A 16,047-nucleotide genomic window follows, 5' to 3' on the forward strand; every position below is an offset into this window, starting at 1 on the left:
TTGAGAGCTCCTTTTTTAGGCGCTCTAGTCTCGATTATTGAGGTGGTAGGCTCGCGATTGTAGGTGAATATGAAACATGGTTGGCTCCCCAGCCAACATTTCTCGTTAGTTGGTGGTTTATGAACATCATAAGAATCGAAATTTTTGGGGACCAGTAGTTGCTCTAGTGCTGGTGTTTGTGGTCGAGTCGCAGTATCGGTCAACGTGCCATGGGAGACCAGAAGCCACCCCGTGATCAAGCATGATCCTCAAGAGGAGGATTCCTATCATGAGTGGCTGGAGCCATCGTCATCTTCTTGATTTGGCCTCGTTTTCTCGCGAGGATTTTGCGGAAATCCTTGAACTTGCTCAGCGTTTTCGCTCGCTTCCAGTCACTGGCGTTCGGAAACTACCAGTGCTGCAAGGACGTCTTGTCGTTACACTGTTTTTCGAACCCAGTACACGAACACGCAACAGCTTTGAACTGGCCGCAAAGCGTCTCTCAGCTGACGTGATGAGCTTTTCGCCTTCTAGTAGTTCTTTGAGCAAGGGTGAAAGCGTGTTGGATACCGCACGCGCTTACGTTGCTATGGGTGCTGATGTGCTGGTCGTGAGGCATAAATCCACATCAGTTCCTCAGCAACTAGCTGCTGACCTAGATCAGCTTGGAAAGCGTACGATGATCCTCAACGGTGGCGACGGCCTTCACAGTCATCCGAGTCAAGGCTTACTGGATCTATTCACGTTGGCACGACACTTTAACGCCCAACACCCGATGTTAGATGTGCTGGATGGTAAAAAAGTCGTGATTGTCGGAGATATACTCCACTCCCGTGTTGCTCGTTCCAACCTCTGGGCTCTTACTGCCTGTGGTGCTGATGTGGTGTTATGCGGTCCTCCTAGTCTTTTGCCAGACGATTTCTCGGCGTTTGTTGATGCGCCGCCACCGGGGCTGTCGTGTGATCCCGTTATGCAGCGTGGGCGGGTCACAGTCGAGCGTCGTCTTGAACAGGCGTTGCCTGGAGCTGATGCTGTGATGACGTTGCGCTTACAAAAAGAACGCATGGCACAGCAGTTATTGACTAGCCTGGAGCGCTACCACAGGGATTACGGTGTTAGCCATGCGCGACTTCAGCTATGTGGACGGGAGGTTCCTGTGCTACATCCGGGGCCAGTCAATCGTGGTATTGAGATGACAAGCGCATTGCTAGATGACCCGTCGATTTGCCTTGTAGAAGAGCAAATAAGAAACGGTATTCCTGTGCGAATGGCATTGCTTTATTTGATGACAGCAACAAAGTCTGCAGCGGAACCGTCTTTACCGTCTTTCGCGCCGATTAGTTCTTGAGGGTTGGGAAATTTGGAAATTTCGTAGCGAGGTAACAGCACAAGGTTGCATCCGGTGCATTAATGGATTATCTTTTTTCTAACTCTCGTTTATCTGCAGTAACTGCAAAGGTTATTTATGATTTGAATTGATGGTTGCTGGTAGTGGAAAAATTCGATTTCACGATAACGTAGTTGTCAGGATCCAAGCAACAATCTGTTGTTGTTGCTTTTAAGGCAAGAATGCTTGCAGTCCGGATTACGGTATGGACTTGAGGTGCATTCAGTATTTATCTGTGATTTGACATGCTCTCACTAAGATTTCAATTAGGAAACATAACTTTTGTATTCAAACTCTGCGTGGAAATTTTATATTTATTTTGTGAAGTACTTGTATTCTATTCGATTAATAACGTCTTCGGTTTGATTGTCATAAAGGGAAGATTGCTTCACCAAGTAAGATTCTGTACCGATCCATATTTAAGAATGTGAAAATACTTTGGTTTGTTTTTAATTCCCGCTTTGATCTTTTAAATCTAAATTAGTTTGAACGCCTCAAGAAATAGTCCATAAAGGAATCCAATCCTACTGAGGTTTAACAAGTGTTCTAGCAACATCCATTGCGATTTTCTTTTACGGATGCGCCGCATGGTGAGCTCGCTTCCTAGAACCACAATAAGTGCAGCAACTGGATCCATCTGAGAAAGAACACCTGCTACAGACGTCGTAGCACTGCCTAGTAAGAAGCCGCTGAATAAGGCAATGACCAATAACGACAGCCGTCTCCATGGATTTTGAGCCCAACAGTCAAAACGGTCAACCACATCGCCCCATTGGCTTTGTAATCGAGTGGTCTGGAATCGTCGCACAATTCACACCAAAAAGATAGACAGGAATGCTGTCTTAATGATTCTCATCATCCAGTCAAAGCTCTATAGCTCTTTATTTATGACGGGAATAAAAGTGTTGCAGCAAGCCTCATACCCCCATAAACATCAGATTTCATAAAGAATTACAGAAAATCCCTAGACTAAATATTATAAGGATTTGTGAAATAAGACCAAAATGAATTTATTCAGTAATGAATTCATTCAGTTTGGAGATGTTTTATGCTGAAACTTATTTGGACTCAGCTTTTGCTTTTCGCGATGAACTACTTTCAAGAAGCTCTAGCAAGGCTTCCATCTGGGCCATAACTCCACGTACTTCTCCAACCTCGGGCAAAAGACCGTCTTCCATCACTCCTTGATGCATCTCGCGAAGCTCCTGGCGGATGTAGCGCAGGTGGCTAACGACCTGTTCGCGTTTCGACTGCGACATCGATAACAGGAAATTTCACTTTTCCTCTTTTACCCCATGATGCGCCAGTATTGTTGAATCCGTTGGTGGCCAACAGTTCGGGTTTTGAATGTCAGCAGCGCTGCCGAGCAAGCTGGAACACGCATGAAAATAGTTGAATCAAGTTCCTGTAGGAGAGGAAAGTGGGAAGAAACACTCCAGGTCTAATGGAGAATAGGGGACTTGAACCCCTGACCTCTGCAGTGCGATCGCAGCGCTCTACCAGCTGAGCTAATTCCCCACCACTTGACGTTAACTGCTGATCACTGCGCCGGTTCAAACCTAAGTTGTCATACCTTTGTCAAACCTGATGGCCACGCCAGAACAACTCAAGTCGTTTAATGAAGAAACGATCGCAGAGCTCGCACTCAGATTAGAAGAGGATGACTACTCCATTCCATTTGATAGCCTCTCTGATTGGCATTTGTTACGTGCGCTGGCCATTCACCGTCCGGAGTTAGCACTTCCCTACCACCATCTCATAGACCAAGAACCCTTTGACGAAGACTGATTCGGTGCTACCAGGAGCAGGGCCTCTATTGAGGCGGCATGTACTTGTGGCAGCTAGCGGCAGCATCGCAGCTGTGAAAACGCCTTTGTTAGTCAGTGCACTGATCAAGGCTGGTGCTGTGGTGCGCTGTTTGGTTACTCCTAATGCGGAGCACCTAGTTAGTCCTATTGCTTTAGCAAGTCTCAGCCGCCATCATTGTTATCGGGATAGCGATCAATGGGATCCATCGAGAAGCCGGCCTTTGCATATTGAGTTGGCTGAATGGGCAGAAGTAGTTGTAGTAGCTCCTATGAGCGTCAGCTCTCTGAGCCGTTGGTGTCAGGGATCGGCTAACGGTTTATTAGCCAGCGTTCTACTGGCGATTGAAGTACCTGTGTTGGTTGCTATAGCGATGAATACAGCCATGTGGAAACACCCGACTGTTCAACAAAACTGGAAGACGGTAAAGGCGTTTCCTGGTGTTGTTACGCTCTCTCCCACAACTGGATTGTTGGCCTGTGATCGTCTTGGTAATGGCCGTATGGCAGATCCAGATTTGATCATGTTGGCCATTGCATCTCTATTCAGTCGCACGGAAGCCAAAGCATTGGCTGATCGTGACTGGAAAGGTAAGCGGCTTTTAGTCACAGCAGGACCCACCCAAGAGTCGATTGATCAGGCTCGTGTTCTTACAAATCGCAGCAGCGGTCGTATGGGTGTGCTCTTGGCACAGGCGGCTCATCTCCGAGGTGCGAGCGTGCAGCTGATCCATGGTCCACTCTCTGTACCGGAAGCATGGTTAGAGGGACTGGATTGTTCCCCGGTACGTACTGCTGCAGAAATGCAGGAGGCTATTGCTGAACGACAGCCATTCGTTGAGTTTATTGCGATGGTAGCGGCTGTGACCGATTTCTGCCGAATTGAACCCTCGTCGGAAAAGTTATCAAAAACTCACTTGTCAGATTTTTTGGCTTCGGGTTGGAGTCAGGTGCCAGATTTGTTAGCGAATTTGTCGCGGCAACGTCCCGTCGGGCAGATATTGCTTGGTTTTGCTAGTCTGACCGGCGAGGATGCGATTTTGATCGAAAAAGGTGAAATTAAACGTCGGGTTAAGGGCTGCGATTTGCTAATGGTTAACCCTATAGATAGGCTGGGTCAGGGCTTTGATGATCAAGCTAATGGTGGTTGGTTGCTAGGGGAGAGCTGGATTCGCGAGATGCCGATTACATCAAAATTATCTCTAGCACATCGACTTCTCGATGAGATGCGCCAACTGCTTGTTAGCTCTGCGGTTGAACCAGGTTTAGTCGAGTTACCAGTGGTTAATATCTAGAAAGATGAACCGAAGTATTTTGATTTGAATCGGCGACGTCGGCAATTTGTGAGTTGTTGAAATTTACATAAGCTAGCTTTGTCTTGATTTGGTAAGTTTTATAGGATTAGCATTCGTTAGCATCATACCCAGTGACGGCGTCAAGCTGTACTGTTTTCCTATGCGCATCCGTTCCTTGCTGGTCATAGTGCTGGCGTTGTGTTTCACTTTTTTAACCACGGCTTGCAGCGGCAGTACCGTTGCAAGCCGTGGTGAGTCCAATGTGACCTATGATGACATTCGCAACACTGGTAAAGCTAACGATTGCCCTACAATCGGGGACTCAGCACGTGGTTCTATTCCTCTAACCATTGGCGGGAAATATCAGCTTCGCGAAATCTGTATGCATCCTGTACAGGTTTACGCAAAGGAAGAGCCCAAGAATATTCGTCAGAAAGCTGAATTTGTTGAAGGCAAAATTCTGACGCGTTATACGTCTAGCCTTGATGAGGTTTACGGTGACTTAACAGTAACTGAATCCGGTCTTCAGTTTCAAGAGAAAGGTGGGATCGATTTCCAACCGATTACGGTGCTGGTTCCTGGCGGCGAAGAGTTTCCCTTCGCATTTTCTAGTAAGTCTTTGAATGCCAACGCTGATGGTACCGCCATCACCACTAGTACCGATTTTGAAGGAACCTATCGCACTCCAAGTTATCGCACGAGTAATTTCATTGACCCCAAGGGTCGTGCTTTGACCACCGGTGTTCAGTATGCTCAGGGTCTGATTGCACTCGGAGGAGACGAAAAAGATCTTGAGAAGGACAATAACAAGCGATATATTGATGGCCTTGGTAACATGAGTATGTCAATAACCCGGGTAGATCCTGAGACCGGAGAGTTTGTTGGCGTCTTTACAGCGATTCAGCCATCCGATTCTGATATGGGTGGTCGTGAAGTGGTTGACATTAAGGTTAGTGGCGATTTGTATGGACGTTTAGAGGAGGTTTAAATTCACATAAAGTCCCATACAAAGGGAATTATTACTACTTTCCCTTTGTATGGGACTTTATGTGAATTTAAACCCAATCTATAATATTAGCCGGTCCTAATTAACTACCATGACCGCCAGCGCCTTTACTCCAAGTCAACGGTCAGGGGTAATAGCCCCTCACGGAGGTGACTTGCTAAACCTAATGGTACCTGAGGCTAATCGCACTACAGTTAGTGCCTCAGCTACCAAATCATTGGAGTGCTCTGATCGCAGTGCCTGCGATATCGAACTCTTAATAATAGGCGCTTTTTCCCCGCTCCGTGGCTTTATGCATCAGGAAGACTATAACGCTGTTGTCGCAAGGAATCGTACCGTCTCTGGCCACCTTTTTGGCCTGCCGATCGTGATGGATACAGATCAGGAAGATGTTATCGTAGGTGACAGACTTTTGCTTAACTACAAAGGTCAAGAGCTTGCTGTTCTTGATGTTGAGAGCAAATGGGAACCAGATAAAGTTATTGAGGCACAGAGTTGTTACGGTACTACATCACTCGAGCATCCTGCCACGCGCATGATTGCGATGGAGCGTAAACGCTTTTACTTAGGTGGAACTTTAAAGGGTTTGTCACTACCGAAACGTGTATTTCCATGCAAAACCCCCGCTGAAGTTCGTGCTGGTCTACCAAGCGGTGAAGACGTAGTAGCTTTCCAATGCCGTAATCCCATTCACCGCGCCCACTATGAACTGCTCACCCGTGCGCTTCATGCTCCAAATGTGAGCAAGAACGCAGTGGTGCTAGTTCACCCCACTTGTGGTCCAACACAACAAGATGATATACCAGGGGCTATGCGTTTTGAAACCTATGAACGCTTGGCTGCAGAAGTAGATAATGATCGGATTCACTGGGCTTACCTCCCTTATGCGATGCATATGGCAGGACCCCGGGAGGCATTGCAGCATATGATCATTCGCCGTAATTATGGTTGTACCCGCTTTATCATCGGGCGTGACATGGCGGGCTGTAAATCTTCCCTCAGCGGTAGCGATTTCTATGGGCCCTATGAGGCTCAGAATTTTGCCAAGGAATGCGCGCCAGAGCTTGCCATGGAAACGGTACCATCGTTGAATCTTGTTTACACAGATGAGGAAGGTTATGTCACCGCTGAGTACGCTGAAACTCACCGGCTTCATGTTAAAAAACTGAGCGGTACCCAGTTTCGCAAGATGCTGCGCAGTGGTGAGGAAATCCCTGAGTGGTTTGCTTTTAAGAGTGTTGTTAAAGCTCTCCGCGCCCTATGAATTGCGAGGACTCGTTTAACATTCCTTCATCTGTGAGGGGCGACCTGTGAACAAGCGTTGGCGCAACATCGGACTTGGCACCCTGCTGGTAGTTGCCATTGTGGTAATTACACCAGCTTTTTTTGGTGGCAGCAATGGCAGTCAGTCCCAGATCAATACCATTCGGTATAGCGAATTCGTTGAAGCTGTTAAAGACGACCAAATCAGTCGCGTTTTGATTGCTCCAGACCAGGGCACAGCCCAAGTCGTTGAGAATGATGGTCGCCGCGCTCAGGTAAATCTTGCACCTGATCGTGAGCTGCTTAGCCTCCTTACCAGTCATAACGTTGACATTGCTGTTCAACCTTCCCGTCAGACTCCCGGTTGGCAGCAAGCAGCTGGGAGTTTAATTTTTCCGCTACTTCTCCTTGGTGGTTTGTTTTTCCTTTTCCGCCGTGCCCAAAGTGGTAGCGGTGGTAATCCTGCGATGCAGTTCGGTAAGAGCAAAGCACGAGTCCAAATGGAACCTTCCACCCAGGTAACTTTTACAGATGTAGCCGGTATTGAAGGAGCCAAACTGGAGCTAACCGAGGTAGTGGATTTTCTCAAAAATCCTGACCGTTTTACAGCTGTCGGCGCCAAAATCCCGAAAGGAGTTTTGCTAGTAGGTCCTCCGGGAACCGGTAAAACTCTTTTGGCCAAAGCTGTTGCCGGTGAGGCAGGCGTTCCGTTCTTTTCTATCTCTGGTTCAGAATTCGTGGAGATGTTCGTTGGCGTTGGCGCAAGTCGCGTCCGTGATTTGTTTGAACAGGCCAAAAAGAATTCTCCCTGCATTGTGTTCATTGACGAAATCGATGCTGTTGGTCGTCAGCGAGGTGCTGGTCTAGGCGGTGGTAACGACGAACGTGAACAGACTTTGAATCAACTCCTCACCGAGATGGACGGGTTTGAGGGCAACACAGGCATAATCATTGTTGCTGCCACCAACCGGCCTGATGTGCTTGATGCGGCCTTAATGCGTCCAGGTCGTTTCGATCGTCAAGTCACGGTTGACCGTCCTGATTATCTGGGGCGTCTGCAAATTTTGGGAGTTCATGCCCGTGGCAAGACGCTAGCCAAGGATGTTGATTTGGACAAGGTGGCGCGGCGTACACCTGGTTACACCGGTGCAGATCTTGCTAACTTGCTGAATGAAGCAGCAATTCTGGCTGCTCGTCGTGAGCTAACAGAAGTAAGCAACGACGAGATCAGTGACGCCATTGAACGTGTAATGGCAGGCCCCGAGAAGAAAGACCGTTTCATGAGTGAGCGCCGGGCTCGTTTGGTTGCTTACCATGAGGCTGGTCATGCTTTAGTCGGAGCTTTGATGCCTGATTACGACCCCGTTCAGAAGATCTCGATTATTCCTCGTGGCAATGCCGGTGGCCTGACATTCTTTACACCTAGTGAAGAACGCATGGAATCAGGTCTGTACTCCCGTGCCTATCTCCAGAATCAGATGGCAGTTGCCCTTGGTGGCAGGGTTGCTGAAGAGATTGTCTACGGCGAGGACGAAGTTACCACAGGCGCTTCTAACGATCTCCAACAGGTTGCTTCGACGGCTCGTCAAATGATTACCCGTTTCGGTATGAGTGACGTCCTTGGTCCAGTCGCCTTAGGCCGTGCGCAGGGAGGTATGTTTCTTGGACGTGACATTGCTGCTGAACGCGATTTCTCCGAAGAGACAGCTGCAACTATCGATCAAGAAGTTTCTGATCTCGTTGATGTCGCTTATAAACGTGCCACCAAGGTCTTGGTTGATAATCGCGCGGTTCTTGATGAACTCGCCTCGATACTTGTAGAACAAGAAACCGTCGATGCTGAGGAGCTTCAGGAGCTTTTAATCAAGCGTGACGTCCGGGCTGCTGAATACGTCTGATTCCTATCATTGTACATGGTTGGCGCGTCAAGAGGCATTAATTGCTTCGCTGCGCAGCCAACCTCTTCTTTTGGTTGTTCGCCCGGCGATAAAAGACCTCACTGGCTCTAGTAATCTTCTGATTCAGCTGCACGATCTTCACGAAGCCGGCCTGCGCCATATCGAACTAGCGTGGAGTTCGCATTCTGGTTGGATCCCTTGGGTCAAACAAGTTAGACAATGCTGTCCGCGTTTTCAATTGGCTGCTGCTTCGATTACAGCACCGATGGCATTATTCGATTTGCAAACCCTTGATTTTGCTTATGCGATGTCTCCCTGCTGGGATCCTACTCTTGTGAGTTTAGCAAGGGATCAGGGAATACTCCTTGTGCCAGGAGTCTTTAGTCCAACTGAGGTACATCAAGCGGTGTCATTTGGGTGTCGACTAGTCAAGCTGTTCCCTGCCATAACTCTCGGTATTTCATATTGGAATAGGCTGGCTGCCCCTTTGGGTTCACTTCCATTCGTAATTGCAGCGGGCGGGTTGACTGCCCATGACTTATCTAATTGGCTCTCTGCAGGTTACGATGCTGTTGCTCTTGGACATCAAACAGTTGGTTCGGACGGAGTTGATCCTAAACTTTTCACCTGGCTAACTCAAGTTTCGAACCTAGCTTAACAAGCTTCTATTCGACTACATGAGCTTGTAATTCACCATCGGACCGAGCTATAAGTAAATCTAAGCTTATATTTCAGCCATAAAAAATAGAGATTTTTCCTTTAATCATCGCCACAAAAAATTAACTACTACTGAGATAGTATATGATTTAAAACGCGGTCAAATCTTGACATAGTTAATAGTTGATTATGTTTTAAATATGTCTTATTCACCGAAGTAAGTTTTTACCTTAAATAATGAGGAATTCGTTTTCATACCAGATCATCACGATTACCTTGTCACTTCTAGTAAACAGAAAATTTCAAAAAGCTTATGTAGCATATGTACATGCGAGCTAAGGCTACGTGTGATCGGTTTGTCAGGTTATTTTAGTATTGGTAATGGTTCTCCGATATCCAGCTATTGAATCTTACCAGAAGCTGCATTGGCCCTGTTGTCTAAGCTGATGATCCGCCAATGTCAAAGCCACCATTGCTTCTACTATCGGTACAGCCCTCGGCAGCACACAAGGGTCATGTCTTCCTTTGCTGGCTAAAATGGTTGCTCTGCCATCGGAATTGATGGTTTGCTGTTTCTTGCGAATGGTTGCCGTTGGTTTAAAACCAACTCGAATCACGATTGGTTCACCGTTACTAATTCCACCTTGAATGCCGCCGGAATTATTGGTGGCAGTGTGAAGGCGTCCGTCGCTTCCTGAAATGAAAGCGTCATTATGCTCACTCCCTTTTAACAGAGTACCGCTAAAACCTGAGCCAATTTCAAATCCTTTAGTTGCAGGAAGAGACATTACAGCTTTGGCAAGATCTGCCTCTAATTTGTCAAAGACTGGCATTCCTAGTCCTATCGCAGGAGTGCGAACAACGCATTCGATCACACCACCACAGGAGTCCCCCTCTTGGCCAATCGCTTCGATTCGCTCGATCATTCTGCTCGCAGTGTTAGCGTCCGGGCAGCGCACAATATTGGCCTCAATCTCATCAATTGAGACAGTTAGTGGGTCGATCGCACCGGCTTCGAGAGAGTGAATTTGTTTTACCCATGCCAGGATTTCTGTACCCGCTACTTTGCGCAATAGTTGCTTGGCGACAGAGCCAGCTACCACCCTGCTAATAGTTTCACGCGCAGAAGCACGTCCTCCTCCACTACGTGCTTGGATGCCATACTTAAATTGATATGTCGCATCGGCATGGGAAGGACGAAAAGCGACTGCGACGTCATCATAGTCTCCTGGTCGCTGATCCTTATTATGTACCAACATTGCAATAGGGGTTCCAAGAGTGGTTTTACCATCTAGCAGACCACTCAGGATTTCTAATTGATCTGTTTCCTTGCGCGGCGTGGTAATGCGACTTTGTCCTGGTTTGCGACGGTCTAGTTCTGCCTGTATTTCATCTAGATCTAGTTCCAACCTTGGTGGACACCCTTCTATGACGACACCGACGCCCCTGCCGTGAGATTCGCCAAAGGTGCTAATGCGGAAGAGATCGCCGAAACTACTACCCATGGCTAATAGTCGATCGAAAAGAAACCAAGGGGTGACTGATTGCTACACTAATGTCGGTAAAATTTCGAGTTAGCATGTGGATAAAGTCACTGTTACTATCTTGATTTTGGCTAGTATGGCGTCGTCTCAGAACTAGTGTGAAAAATCATTTCTATTAAGAAGTACATCATACAAAGATAGTAACGCTATTTAAAGCCTTAGGAATTAAATTTTCATCGTTATTTTAGTAGCATGGGATTAGATTTGTCTAATCACATCGTAAGAGTTAGTGTCCTGTCCCCAACTTTACATTGTACGTACACAAAAATTAAAGATAATTATTGTTAGATATAACCTATTTATGACCAAGCTATTCTGATATAGCGCGGTTGCTCTTATTTTTTTCAAAGATAGGAATATATATTTGTTTAGTTATGATGCCATTCAAAGGCAAAATCGAAAGGAAACAGAGTAGAAAAGTAAAAAAACCTCCGTCAGAAGACGGAGGTTTGGGAGGTTTCGGGTGATTCGGTTAATCGAAACCGGGCTGTCTACATTGACTTTAGATCAACCAATTGCAGGTGCCTGCAGAGCCACAGGAGTGGATTCGGCAGCTGCTAGATCCAGAGGGAAGTTGTGAGCGTTGCGCTCGTGCATTACTTCCATGCCAAGACCGGCACGATTCAACACATCGGCCCAAGTATTCAAGAGACGACCTTGACCATCAAGAATGGACTGGTTGAAGTTGAAACCATTCAGGTTGAAGGCCATGGTTGACACGCCAAGAGCGGTGAACCAGATGCCAACAACGGGCCAAGCAGCCAGGAAGAAGTGAAGGCTGCGGCTGTTATTGAAAGATGCGTACTGGAAGATCAGACGACCGAAGTAGCCGTGAGCAGCAACGATGTTGTAAGTCTCTTCCTCTTGGCCGAATTTATAGCCGTAGTTCTGGGACTCGCTTTCGGTCGTTTCACGCACCAAGGAGGAAGTCACCAGTGATCCGTGCATTGCGGAGAACAAGCTACCGCCGAAAACACCTGCAACACCCAACATATGGAAGGGGTGCATCAGAATGTTGTGCTCTGCTTGGAACACCAACATGTAGTTGAAAGTTCCAGAAATGCCCAGGGGCATTGCATCTGAGAATGAACCCTGACCGAAGGGGTAGACCAGGAACACTGCGGAAGCAGCAGCGACAGGAGCGCTGTAAGCAACACAGATCCAGGGGCGCATACCCAAGCGGTAGGACAGTTCCCACTCACGTCCCATATAGGCGTAAATGCCGATAAGGAAGTGGAAAACAACGAGCTGGAAAGGACCGCCGTTGTACAGCCACTCGTCGAGTGAGGCTGCTTCCCAAATGGGATAGAAGTGCAGGCCGATGGCGTTACTGGAAGGAACAACAGCACCGGAGATGATGTTGTTGCCGTACATCAAAGAGCCAGCGACAGGCTCACGGATGCCATCGATGTCAACCGGAGGTGCGGCAACAAAAGCGATGACAAAACAAATGGTGGCAGCCAACAGAGTTGGGATCATCAGTACACCAAACCAACCGACATACAGACGGTTATTGGTGGAAGTGACCCACTCACAGAAAGACTGCCAACTAGAAGCGCTGGAGCGCTGCTGGATGGTTGTGGTCATGAGAACGGAAAGAAGTGTCCTCGAAAGGACGGTTTAGGGAAGAGCCGATTGATTCAGCCGAACCCAATATAGGGGAAATTTGCGATGTTGACGTGATGCCTAAGCTGAGCCTTGCTAATCTCAGCCATTAGTTGATCTAATCACTGTCTATGTGATTTCAGTACCTCACAGGCTTTTGGGTAATGACTTGAGCACAGGGTTAGAAAATCCTGTACTAAGACAGCAGAGTCTCTCATTTGATACACGGTGTGCATACGCCCAAATGAGCCAGTTGTTATCAATAAATTCGATCTATAAGGACGAAATCAAATCAAGCAAGTGCTTTCGATGACTATTCGAATTGGAATTAACGGATTTGGCCGTATTGGTCGATTGGCTTTCCGCAAAGCGGTATCCATGGAAAATATTGAGGTTGTCGCGGTAAATGATCTTCTTGATATTGATTATATGGCATATCTACTTCGCTACGATTCTACACATCGTCGCTTCCCTGGGAGTATCAAGGTAACTGATGGAAGCCTAATCGTAAACGGCAAAAAGATTCGAATTAGCTCTGAACGCAATCCTAAAACTCTTCATTGGGGAGATATCGGAGCAGATTATATTCTTGAAAGTACGGGCTTTTTCCTGACTGACGAAACCGCACGCTCTCATATTGAAGCAGGAGCTAAACGTGTTGTCATGAGCGCTCCTTCAAAAGACGACACACCAATGTTTGTTATGGGCGTTAATCATAAAAACTATGCAAATGAAGATATAGTTTCTAATGCGAGCTGTACAACTAATTGTCTAGCTCCTATCGCCAAAGTCGTCCATGATAAGTTTGGCATCATGAGTGGTTTGATGACCACTGTTCACGCAACAACTGCAACTCAAAAGCCAGTCGATAGCACATCACTCAAAGATTGGCGCGGTGGACGAGGAGCAGGGCAAAGTATCATTCCCAGTGCGACTGGAGCGGCTAAAGCAGTTGGAAGGGTAATCCCAGAGTTAAACGGAAAACTCACCGGCATGGCGTTTCGAGTACCAACCCCTGATGTTTCAGTTGTAGACCTGACAATTAATTTAATCCAACCAACTACTTATGAGAGCATGAAAAATGCAATGAAAGAAGCATCTGAAAACGAGCTTTCGGGCATTCTCGGTTATACAGAAGATCAAGTTGTTTCAAATGATTTACTTGGCGAAAGTTGTACCTCAATTTTTGACGCTGGTGCAGGCATGGCCTTAAACGATAGTTTTATGAAACTAGTTGCTTGGTATGATAATGAATGGGCTTACAGCTCTAAGTGCATTGATTTAATTCAGCATATGGCATCTAATTAAACCATAATGGTTTACATTAAGTTTCCAACTAAAATATTAAGCCAAATTCAATTTTTAGTTAGACTCAACCAATGCCCAATCTAGAAATTCGACTTGCCCAGCCCTCAGATATTCCAACAATAATCGATTGGGCTAAGAATGAAGATTTTGCACCTGGATCAGGAGATGTTCAAATTTATAGAAATACTGATAAGCAAGGAATTTGGGTAGCATGGGTTGACTCATTAGCTGTCGGATGTATCGCCGGAATTAAATACAATCATATCTACGGATTTATAGGTTTGTACATTGTTAAGCCTGAGTATAGGCGAAATGGTTATGGACACAAACTTTGGGAAAAAGCACTTGCGCATCTCAATAATGTGCAGTGTATTGGGCTAGAAGCTGCTCCACATTTAGTTGATAGTTATTCAGAATGGGGATTTAAAGCTTCATCTCAAACTATCCGATGGCAACTCTTCAAGATAGATGAAATTAATCATACAGAACAACTATTAAATAACCACAATTTCCATGTTGTTACAGGGAATCAAATTCCCTTAGAAGTAATTAATAAATATGATGCGATGCGAGAGTCTACAGCAAGACCACATTTTCTGTCTCAGTGGTTAAAGCACCAGAGTGGCAGAGTAATGACTTTAATTGATAATAACAATTTATGCCATGGTTTTGCTCGCATACGACCTTGCTTTCTTACTGTAGGTGAGGGCTGGAGAATTGGTCCAATCCTAGCTGATTCACAACAACTCGCTAAAATTCTAATTACGAATCTTTTAAGCCAGCATCAAGGAATAGTTTTGATTGATTCACCTCAAAATAATACTAAAGCTCAGGCTCTTCTGTTTAGCTTAGGATTCAGACAAGTCTCGTTTACAATTCGTATGTATAAGGGACTTTGTCATCATGTTGTTTCAACCAAGGATGTTTATGGACTTGCGTGTCTTGAGCTTGGTTAAATAAAATTATTTAAGTTAACATTTTTATCTATTGCAGAATTAATCAAGGGTAAAGATTGATAAAGGAAACAGAGTAGAAAAGTAAAAAAACCTCCGTCAGAAGACGGAGGTTTGGGAGGTTTCGGGTGATTCGGTTAATCGAAACCGGGCTGTCTACATTGACTTTAGATCAACCAATTGCAGGTGCCTGCAGAGCCACAGGAGTGGATTCGGCAGCTGCTAGATCCAGAGGGAAGTTGTGAGCGTTGCGCTCGTGCATTACTTCCATGCCAAGACCGGCACGATTCAACACATCGGCCCAAGTATTCAAGAGACGACCTTGACCATCAAGAATGGACTGGTTGAAGTTGAAACCATTCAGGTTGAAGGCCATGGTTGACACGCCAAGAGCGGTGAACCAGATGCCAACAACGGGCCAAGCAGCCAGGAAGAAGTGAAGGCTGCGGCTGTTATTGAAAGATGCGTACTGGAAGATCAGACGACCGAAGTAGCCGTGAGCAGCAACGATGTTGTAAGTCTCTTCCTCTTGGCCGAATTTATAGCCGTAGTTCTGGGACTCGCTTTCGGTCGTTTCACGCACCAAGGAGGAAGTCACCAGTGATCCGTGCATTGCGGAGAACAAGCTACCGCCGAAAACACCTGCAACACCCAACATATGGAAGGGGTGCATCAGAATGTTGTGCTCTGCTTGGAACACCAACATGTAGTTGAAAGTTCCAGAAATGCCCAGGGGCATTGCATCTGAGAATGAACCCTGACCGAAGGGGTAGACCAGGAACACTGCGGAAGCAGCAGCGACAGGAGCGCTGTAAGCAACACAGATCCAGGGGCGCATACCCAAGCGGTAGGACAGTTCCCACTCACGTCCCATATAGGCGTAAATGCCGATAAGGAAGTGGAAAACAACGAGCTGGAAAGGACCGCCGTTGTACAGCCACTCGTCGAGTGAGGCTGCTTCCCAAATGGGATAGAAGTGCAGGCCGATGGCGTTACTGGAAGGAACAACAGCACCGGAGATGATGTTGTTGCCGTACATCAAAGAGCCAGCGACAGGCTCACGGATGCCATCGATGTCAACCGGAGGTGCGGCAACAAAAGCGATGACAAAACAAATGGTGGCAGCCAACAGAGTTGGGATCATCAGTACACCAAACCAACCGACATACAGACGGTTATTGGTGGAAGTGACCCACTCACAGAAAGACTCCCAGCTACTCTTGCGTTCGCTACGAATTAGGATAGACATTATAGAAGAATAAAAACGGACTAACCCCTCCACGAATAGGGAGATTGGTCAGCGGGAGTTTACATGACTGGTATGACCAAAGCTCCAGATTTTTAATA

General features: G+C 46.6%; 15 protein-coding genes and 1 tRNA gene. 10 read left to right on the forward strand and 6 right to left on the reverse strand.

Going from position 1 to position 16,047, the window contains the following annotated elements; translation table 11 throughout:
- Nucleotides 1–144 precede the first annotated feature (144 nt).
- Nucleotides 145–300 (forward strand): hypothetical protein, encoded by a 156-nt coding sequence (locus ABWV55_RS02510; protein ID WP_353292152.1) that lies wholly within the window; start codon nt 145–147, stop codon nt 298–300.
- Nucleotides 269–1,327 (forward strand): aspartate carbamoyltransferase catalytic subunit, encoded by a 1,059-nt coding sequence (locus ABWV55_RS02515; protein WP_353292153.1) that lies wholly within the window; start codon nt 269–271, stop codon nt 1,325–1,327. Before ABWV55_RS02510 ends, ABWV55_RS02515 begins: the two co-directional genes overlap by 32 nt.
- Before the next feature lie 514 nt (nt 1,328–1,841).
- On the opposite strand, the gene ABWV55_RS02520 is transcribed toward ABWV55_RS02515, so the two are convergent.
- From ABWV55_RS02520 to ABWV55_RS02530, 3 genes are all read right to left on the reverse strand, one after another.
- Nucleotides 1,842–2,174, reverse strand: coding sequence for a DUF565 domain-containing protein (locus ABWV55_RS02520; RefSeq protein ID WP_353292154.1), 333 nt, complete (start codon nt 2,172–2,174; stop codon nt 1,842–1,844).
- A 250-nt stretch (nt 2,175–2,424) separates the two neighbouring features.
- A complete protein-coding gene (locus ABWV55_RS02525; RefSeq protein ID WP_353292155.1) occupies nt 2,425–2,625 on the reverse strand; it encodes a hypothetical protein in 201 nt (66 codons plus the stop codon).
- Nucleotides 2,626–2,811: 186 nt separating this feature from the next.
- Nucleotides 2,812–2,884 (reverse strand) — tRNA-Ala (locus ABWV55_RS02530).
- Nucleotides 2,885–2,953: 69 nt separating this feature from the next.
- Here ABWV55_RS02530 and ABWV55_RS02535 point away from each other — a divergent pair.
- From ABWV55_RS02535 to ABWV55_RS02560, 6 genes are all read left to right on the forward strand, one after another.
- Nucleotides 2,954–3,154, forward strand: coding sequence for a DUF2555 domain-containing protein (locus tag ABWV55_RS02535; protein WP_353292156.1), 201 nt, complete (start codon nt 2,954–2,956; stop codon nt 3,152–3,154).
- A complete protein-coding gene (gene coaBC / locus ABWV55_RS02540) occupies nt 3,141–4,466 on the forward strand; it encodes a bifunctional phosphopantothenoylcysteine decarboxylase/phosphopantothenate--cysteine ligase CoaBC (protein WP_353292157.1) in 1,326 nt (441 codons plus the stop codon). Before ABWV55_RS02535 ends, coaBC begins: the two co-directional genes overlap by 14 nt.
- A 160-nt stretch (nt 4,467–4,626) precedes the next feature.
- A complete protein-coding gene (locus ABWV55_RS02545) occupies nt 4,627–5,454 on the forward strand; it encodes a photosystem II manganese-stabilizing polypeptide (RefSeq protein ID WP_353292158.1) in 828 nt (275 codons plus the stop codon).
- Between the two features lie 109 nt (nt 5,455–5,563).
- On the forward strand, nt 5,564–6,736 hold the full coding sequence (gene sat / locus ABWV55_RS02550) for a sulfate adenylyltransferase (protein ID WP_353292159.1): 1,173 nt from the start codon (nt 5,564–5,566) through the stop codon (nt 6,734–6,736).
- A 46-nt stretch (nt 6,737–6,782) separates the two neighbouring features.
- Entirely contained in the window at nt 6,783–8,633 is a 1,851-nt protein-coding gene (gene ftsH, locus ABWV55_RS02555) for an ATP-dependent zinc metalloprotease FtsH (RefSeq protein ID WP_353292160.1), read from the forward strand.
- Nucleotides 8,605–9,291, forward strand: a complete 687-nt coding sequence (locus ABWV55_RS02560; protein ID WP_353292161.1) for a bifunctional 4-hydroxy-2-oxoglutarate aldolase/2-dehydro-3-deoxy-phosphogluconate aldolase — start codon at nt 8,605–8,607, stop codon at nt 9,289–9,291. The genes ftsH and ABWV55_RS02560 overlap by 29 nt, the downstream gene beginning before the upstream one ends.
- Before the next feature lie 409 nt (nt 9,292–9,700).
- Here the strand turns inward: ABWV55_RS02560 and aroC are convergent, their stop codons facing one another.
- Nucleotides 9,701–10,795 (reverse strand): chorismate synthase, encoded by a 1,095-nt coding sequence (aroC, locus tag ABWV55_RS02565; RefSeq protein WP_353292162.1) that lies wholly within the window; start codon nt 10,793–10,795, stop codon nt 9,701–9,703.
- A gap of 546 nt (nt 10,796–11,341) precedes the next feature.
- Nucleotides 11,342–12,421, reverse strand: a complete 1,080-nt coding sequence (gene psbA, locus ABWV55_RS02570) for a photosystem II q(b) protein (RefSeq protein ID WP_353291152.1) — start codon at nt 12,419–12,421, stop codon at nt 11,342–11,344.
- 327 nt (nt 12,422–12,748) lie between these two features.
- Here psbA (ABWV55_RS02570) and gap point away from each other — a divergent pair, with 327 nt between their 5' ends.
- Entirely contained in the window at nt 12,749–13,747 is a 999-nt protein-coding gene (gene gap / locus ABWV55_RS02575; RefSeq protein ID WP_353292163.1) for a type I glyceraldehyde-3-phosphate dehydrogenase, read from the forward strand.
- Nucleotides 13,748–13,818: 71 nt separating this feature from the next.
- Complete coding sequence (locus ABWV55_RS02580) at nt 13,819–14,703, forward strand: GNAT family N-acetyltransferase (protein ID WP_353292164.1); 885 nt, start codon at nt 13,819–13,821, stop codon at nt 14,701–14,703.
- Nucleotides 14,704–14,872: 169 nt separating this feature from the next.
- Here ABWV55_RS02580 and psbA (ABWV55_RS02585) read toward each other — a convergent pair whose 3' ends face one another.
- Nucleotides 14,873–15,949, reverse strand: a complete 1,077-nt coding sequence (gene psbA, locus ABWV55_RS02585) for a photosystem II q(b) protein (protein ID WP_353292165.1) — start codon at nt 15,947–15,949, stop codon at nt 14,873–14,875.
- Nucleotides 15,950–16,047 lie beyond the last annotated feature (98 nt).

It is taken from the genome of Synechococcus sp. M16CYN (assembly GCF_040371545.1).
In the GTDB taxonomy this organism is placed as follows: Bacteria; Cyanobacteriota; Cyanobacteriia; order PCC-6307; family Cyanobiaceae; genus Parasynechococcus.

Bases quoted from the DNA above. Each gene is read 5' to 3' on its own strand.
- ABWV55_RS02515 (WP_353292153.1), top strand. From the start codon at position 269: ATGAGTGGCTGGAGCCATCGTCATCTTCTTGATTTGGCCTCGTTTTCT.
- ABWV55_RS02525 (WP_353292155.1), bottom strand. From the start codon at position 2,625: ATGTCGCAGTCGAAACGCGAACAGGTCGTTAGCCACCTGCGCTACATC.
- ABWV55_RS02535 (WP_353292156.1), top strand. From the start codon at position 2,954: ATGGCCACGCCAGAACAACTCAAGTCGTTTAATGAAGAAACGATCGCA.
- ABWV55_RS02545 (WP_353292158.1), top strand. From the start codon at position 4,627: ATGCGCATCCGTTCCTTGCTGGTCATAGTGCTGGCGTTGTGTTTCACT.
- sat (WP_353292159.1), top strand. From the start codon at position 5,564: ATGACCGCCAGCGCCTTTACTCCAAGTCAACGGTCAGGGGTAATAGCC.
- aroC (WP_353292162.1), bottom strand. From the start codon at position 10,795: ATGGGTAGTAGTTTCGGCGATCTCTTCCGCATTAGCACCTTTGGCGAA.
- psbA (WP_353291152.1), bottom strand. From the start codon at position 12,421: ATGACCACAACCATCCAGCAGCGCTCCAGCGCTTCTAGTTGGCAGTCT.
- gap (WP_353292163.1), top strand. From the start codon at position 12,749: ATGACTATTCGAATTGGAATTAACGGATTTGGCCGTATTGGTCGATTG.
- ABWV55_RS02580 (WP_353292164.1), top strand. From the start codon at position 13,819: ATGCCCAATCTAGAAATTCGACTTGCCCAGCCCTCAGATATTCCAACA.
- psbA (WP_353292165.1), bottom strand. From the start codon at position 15,949: ATGTCTATCCTAATTCGTAGCGAACGCAAGAGTAGCTGGGAGTCTTTC.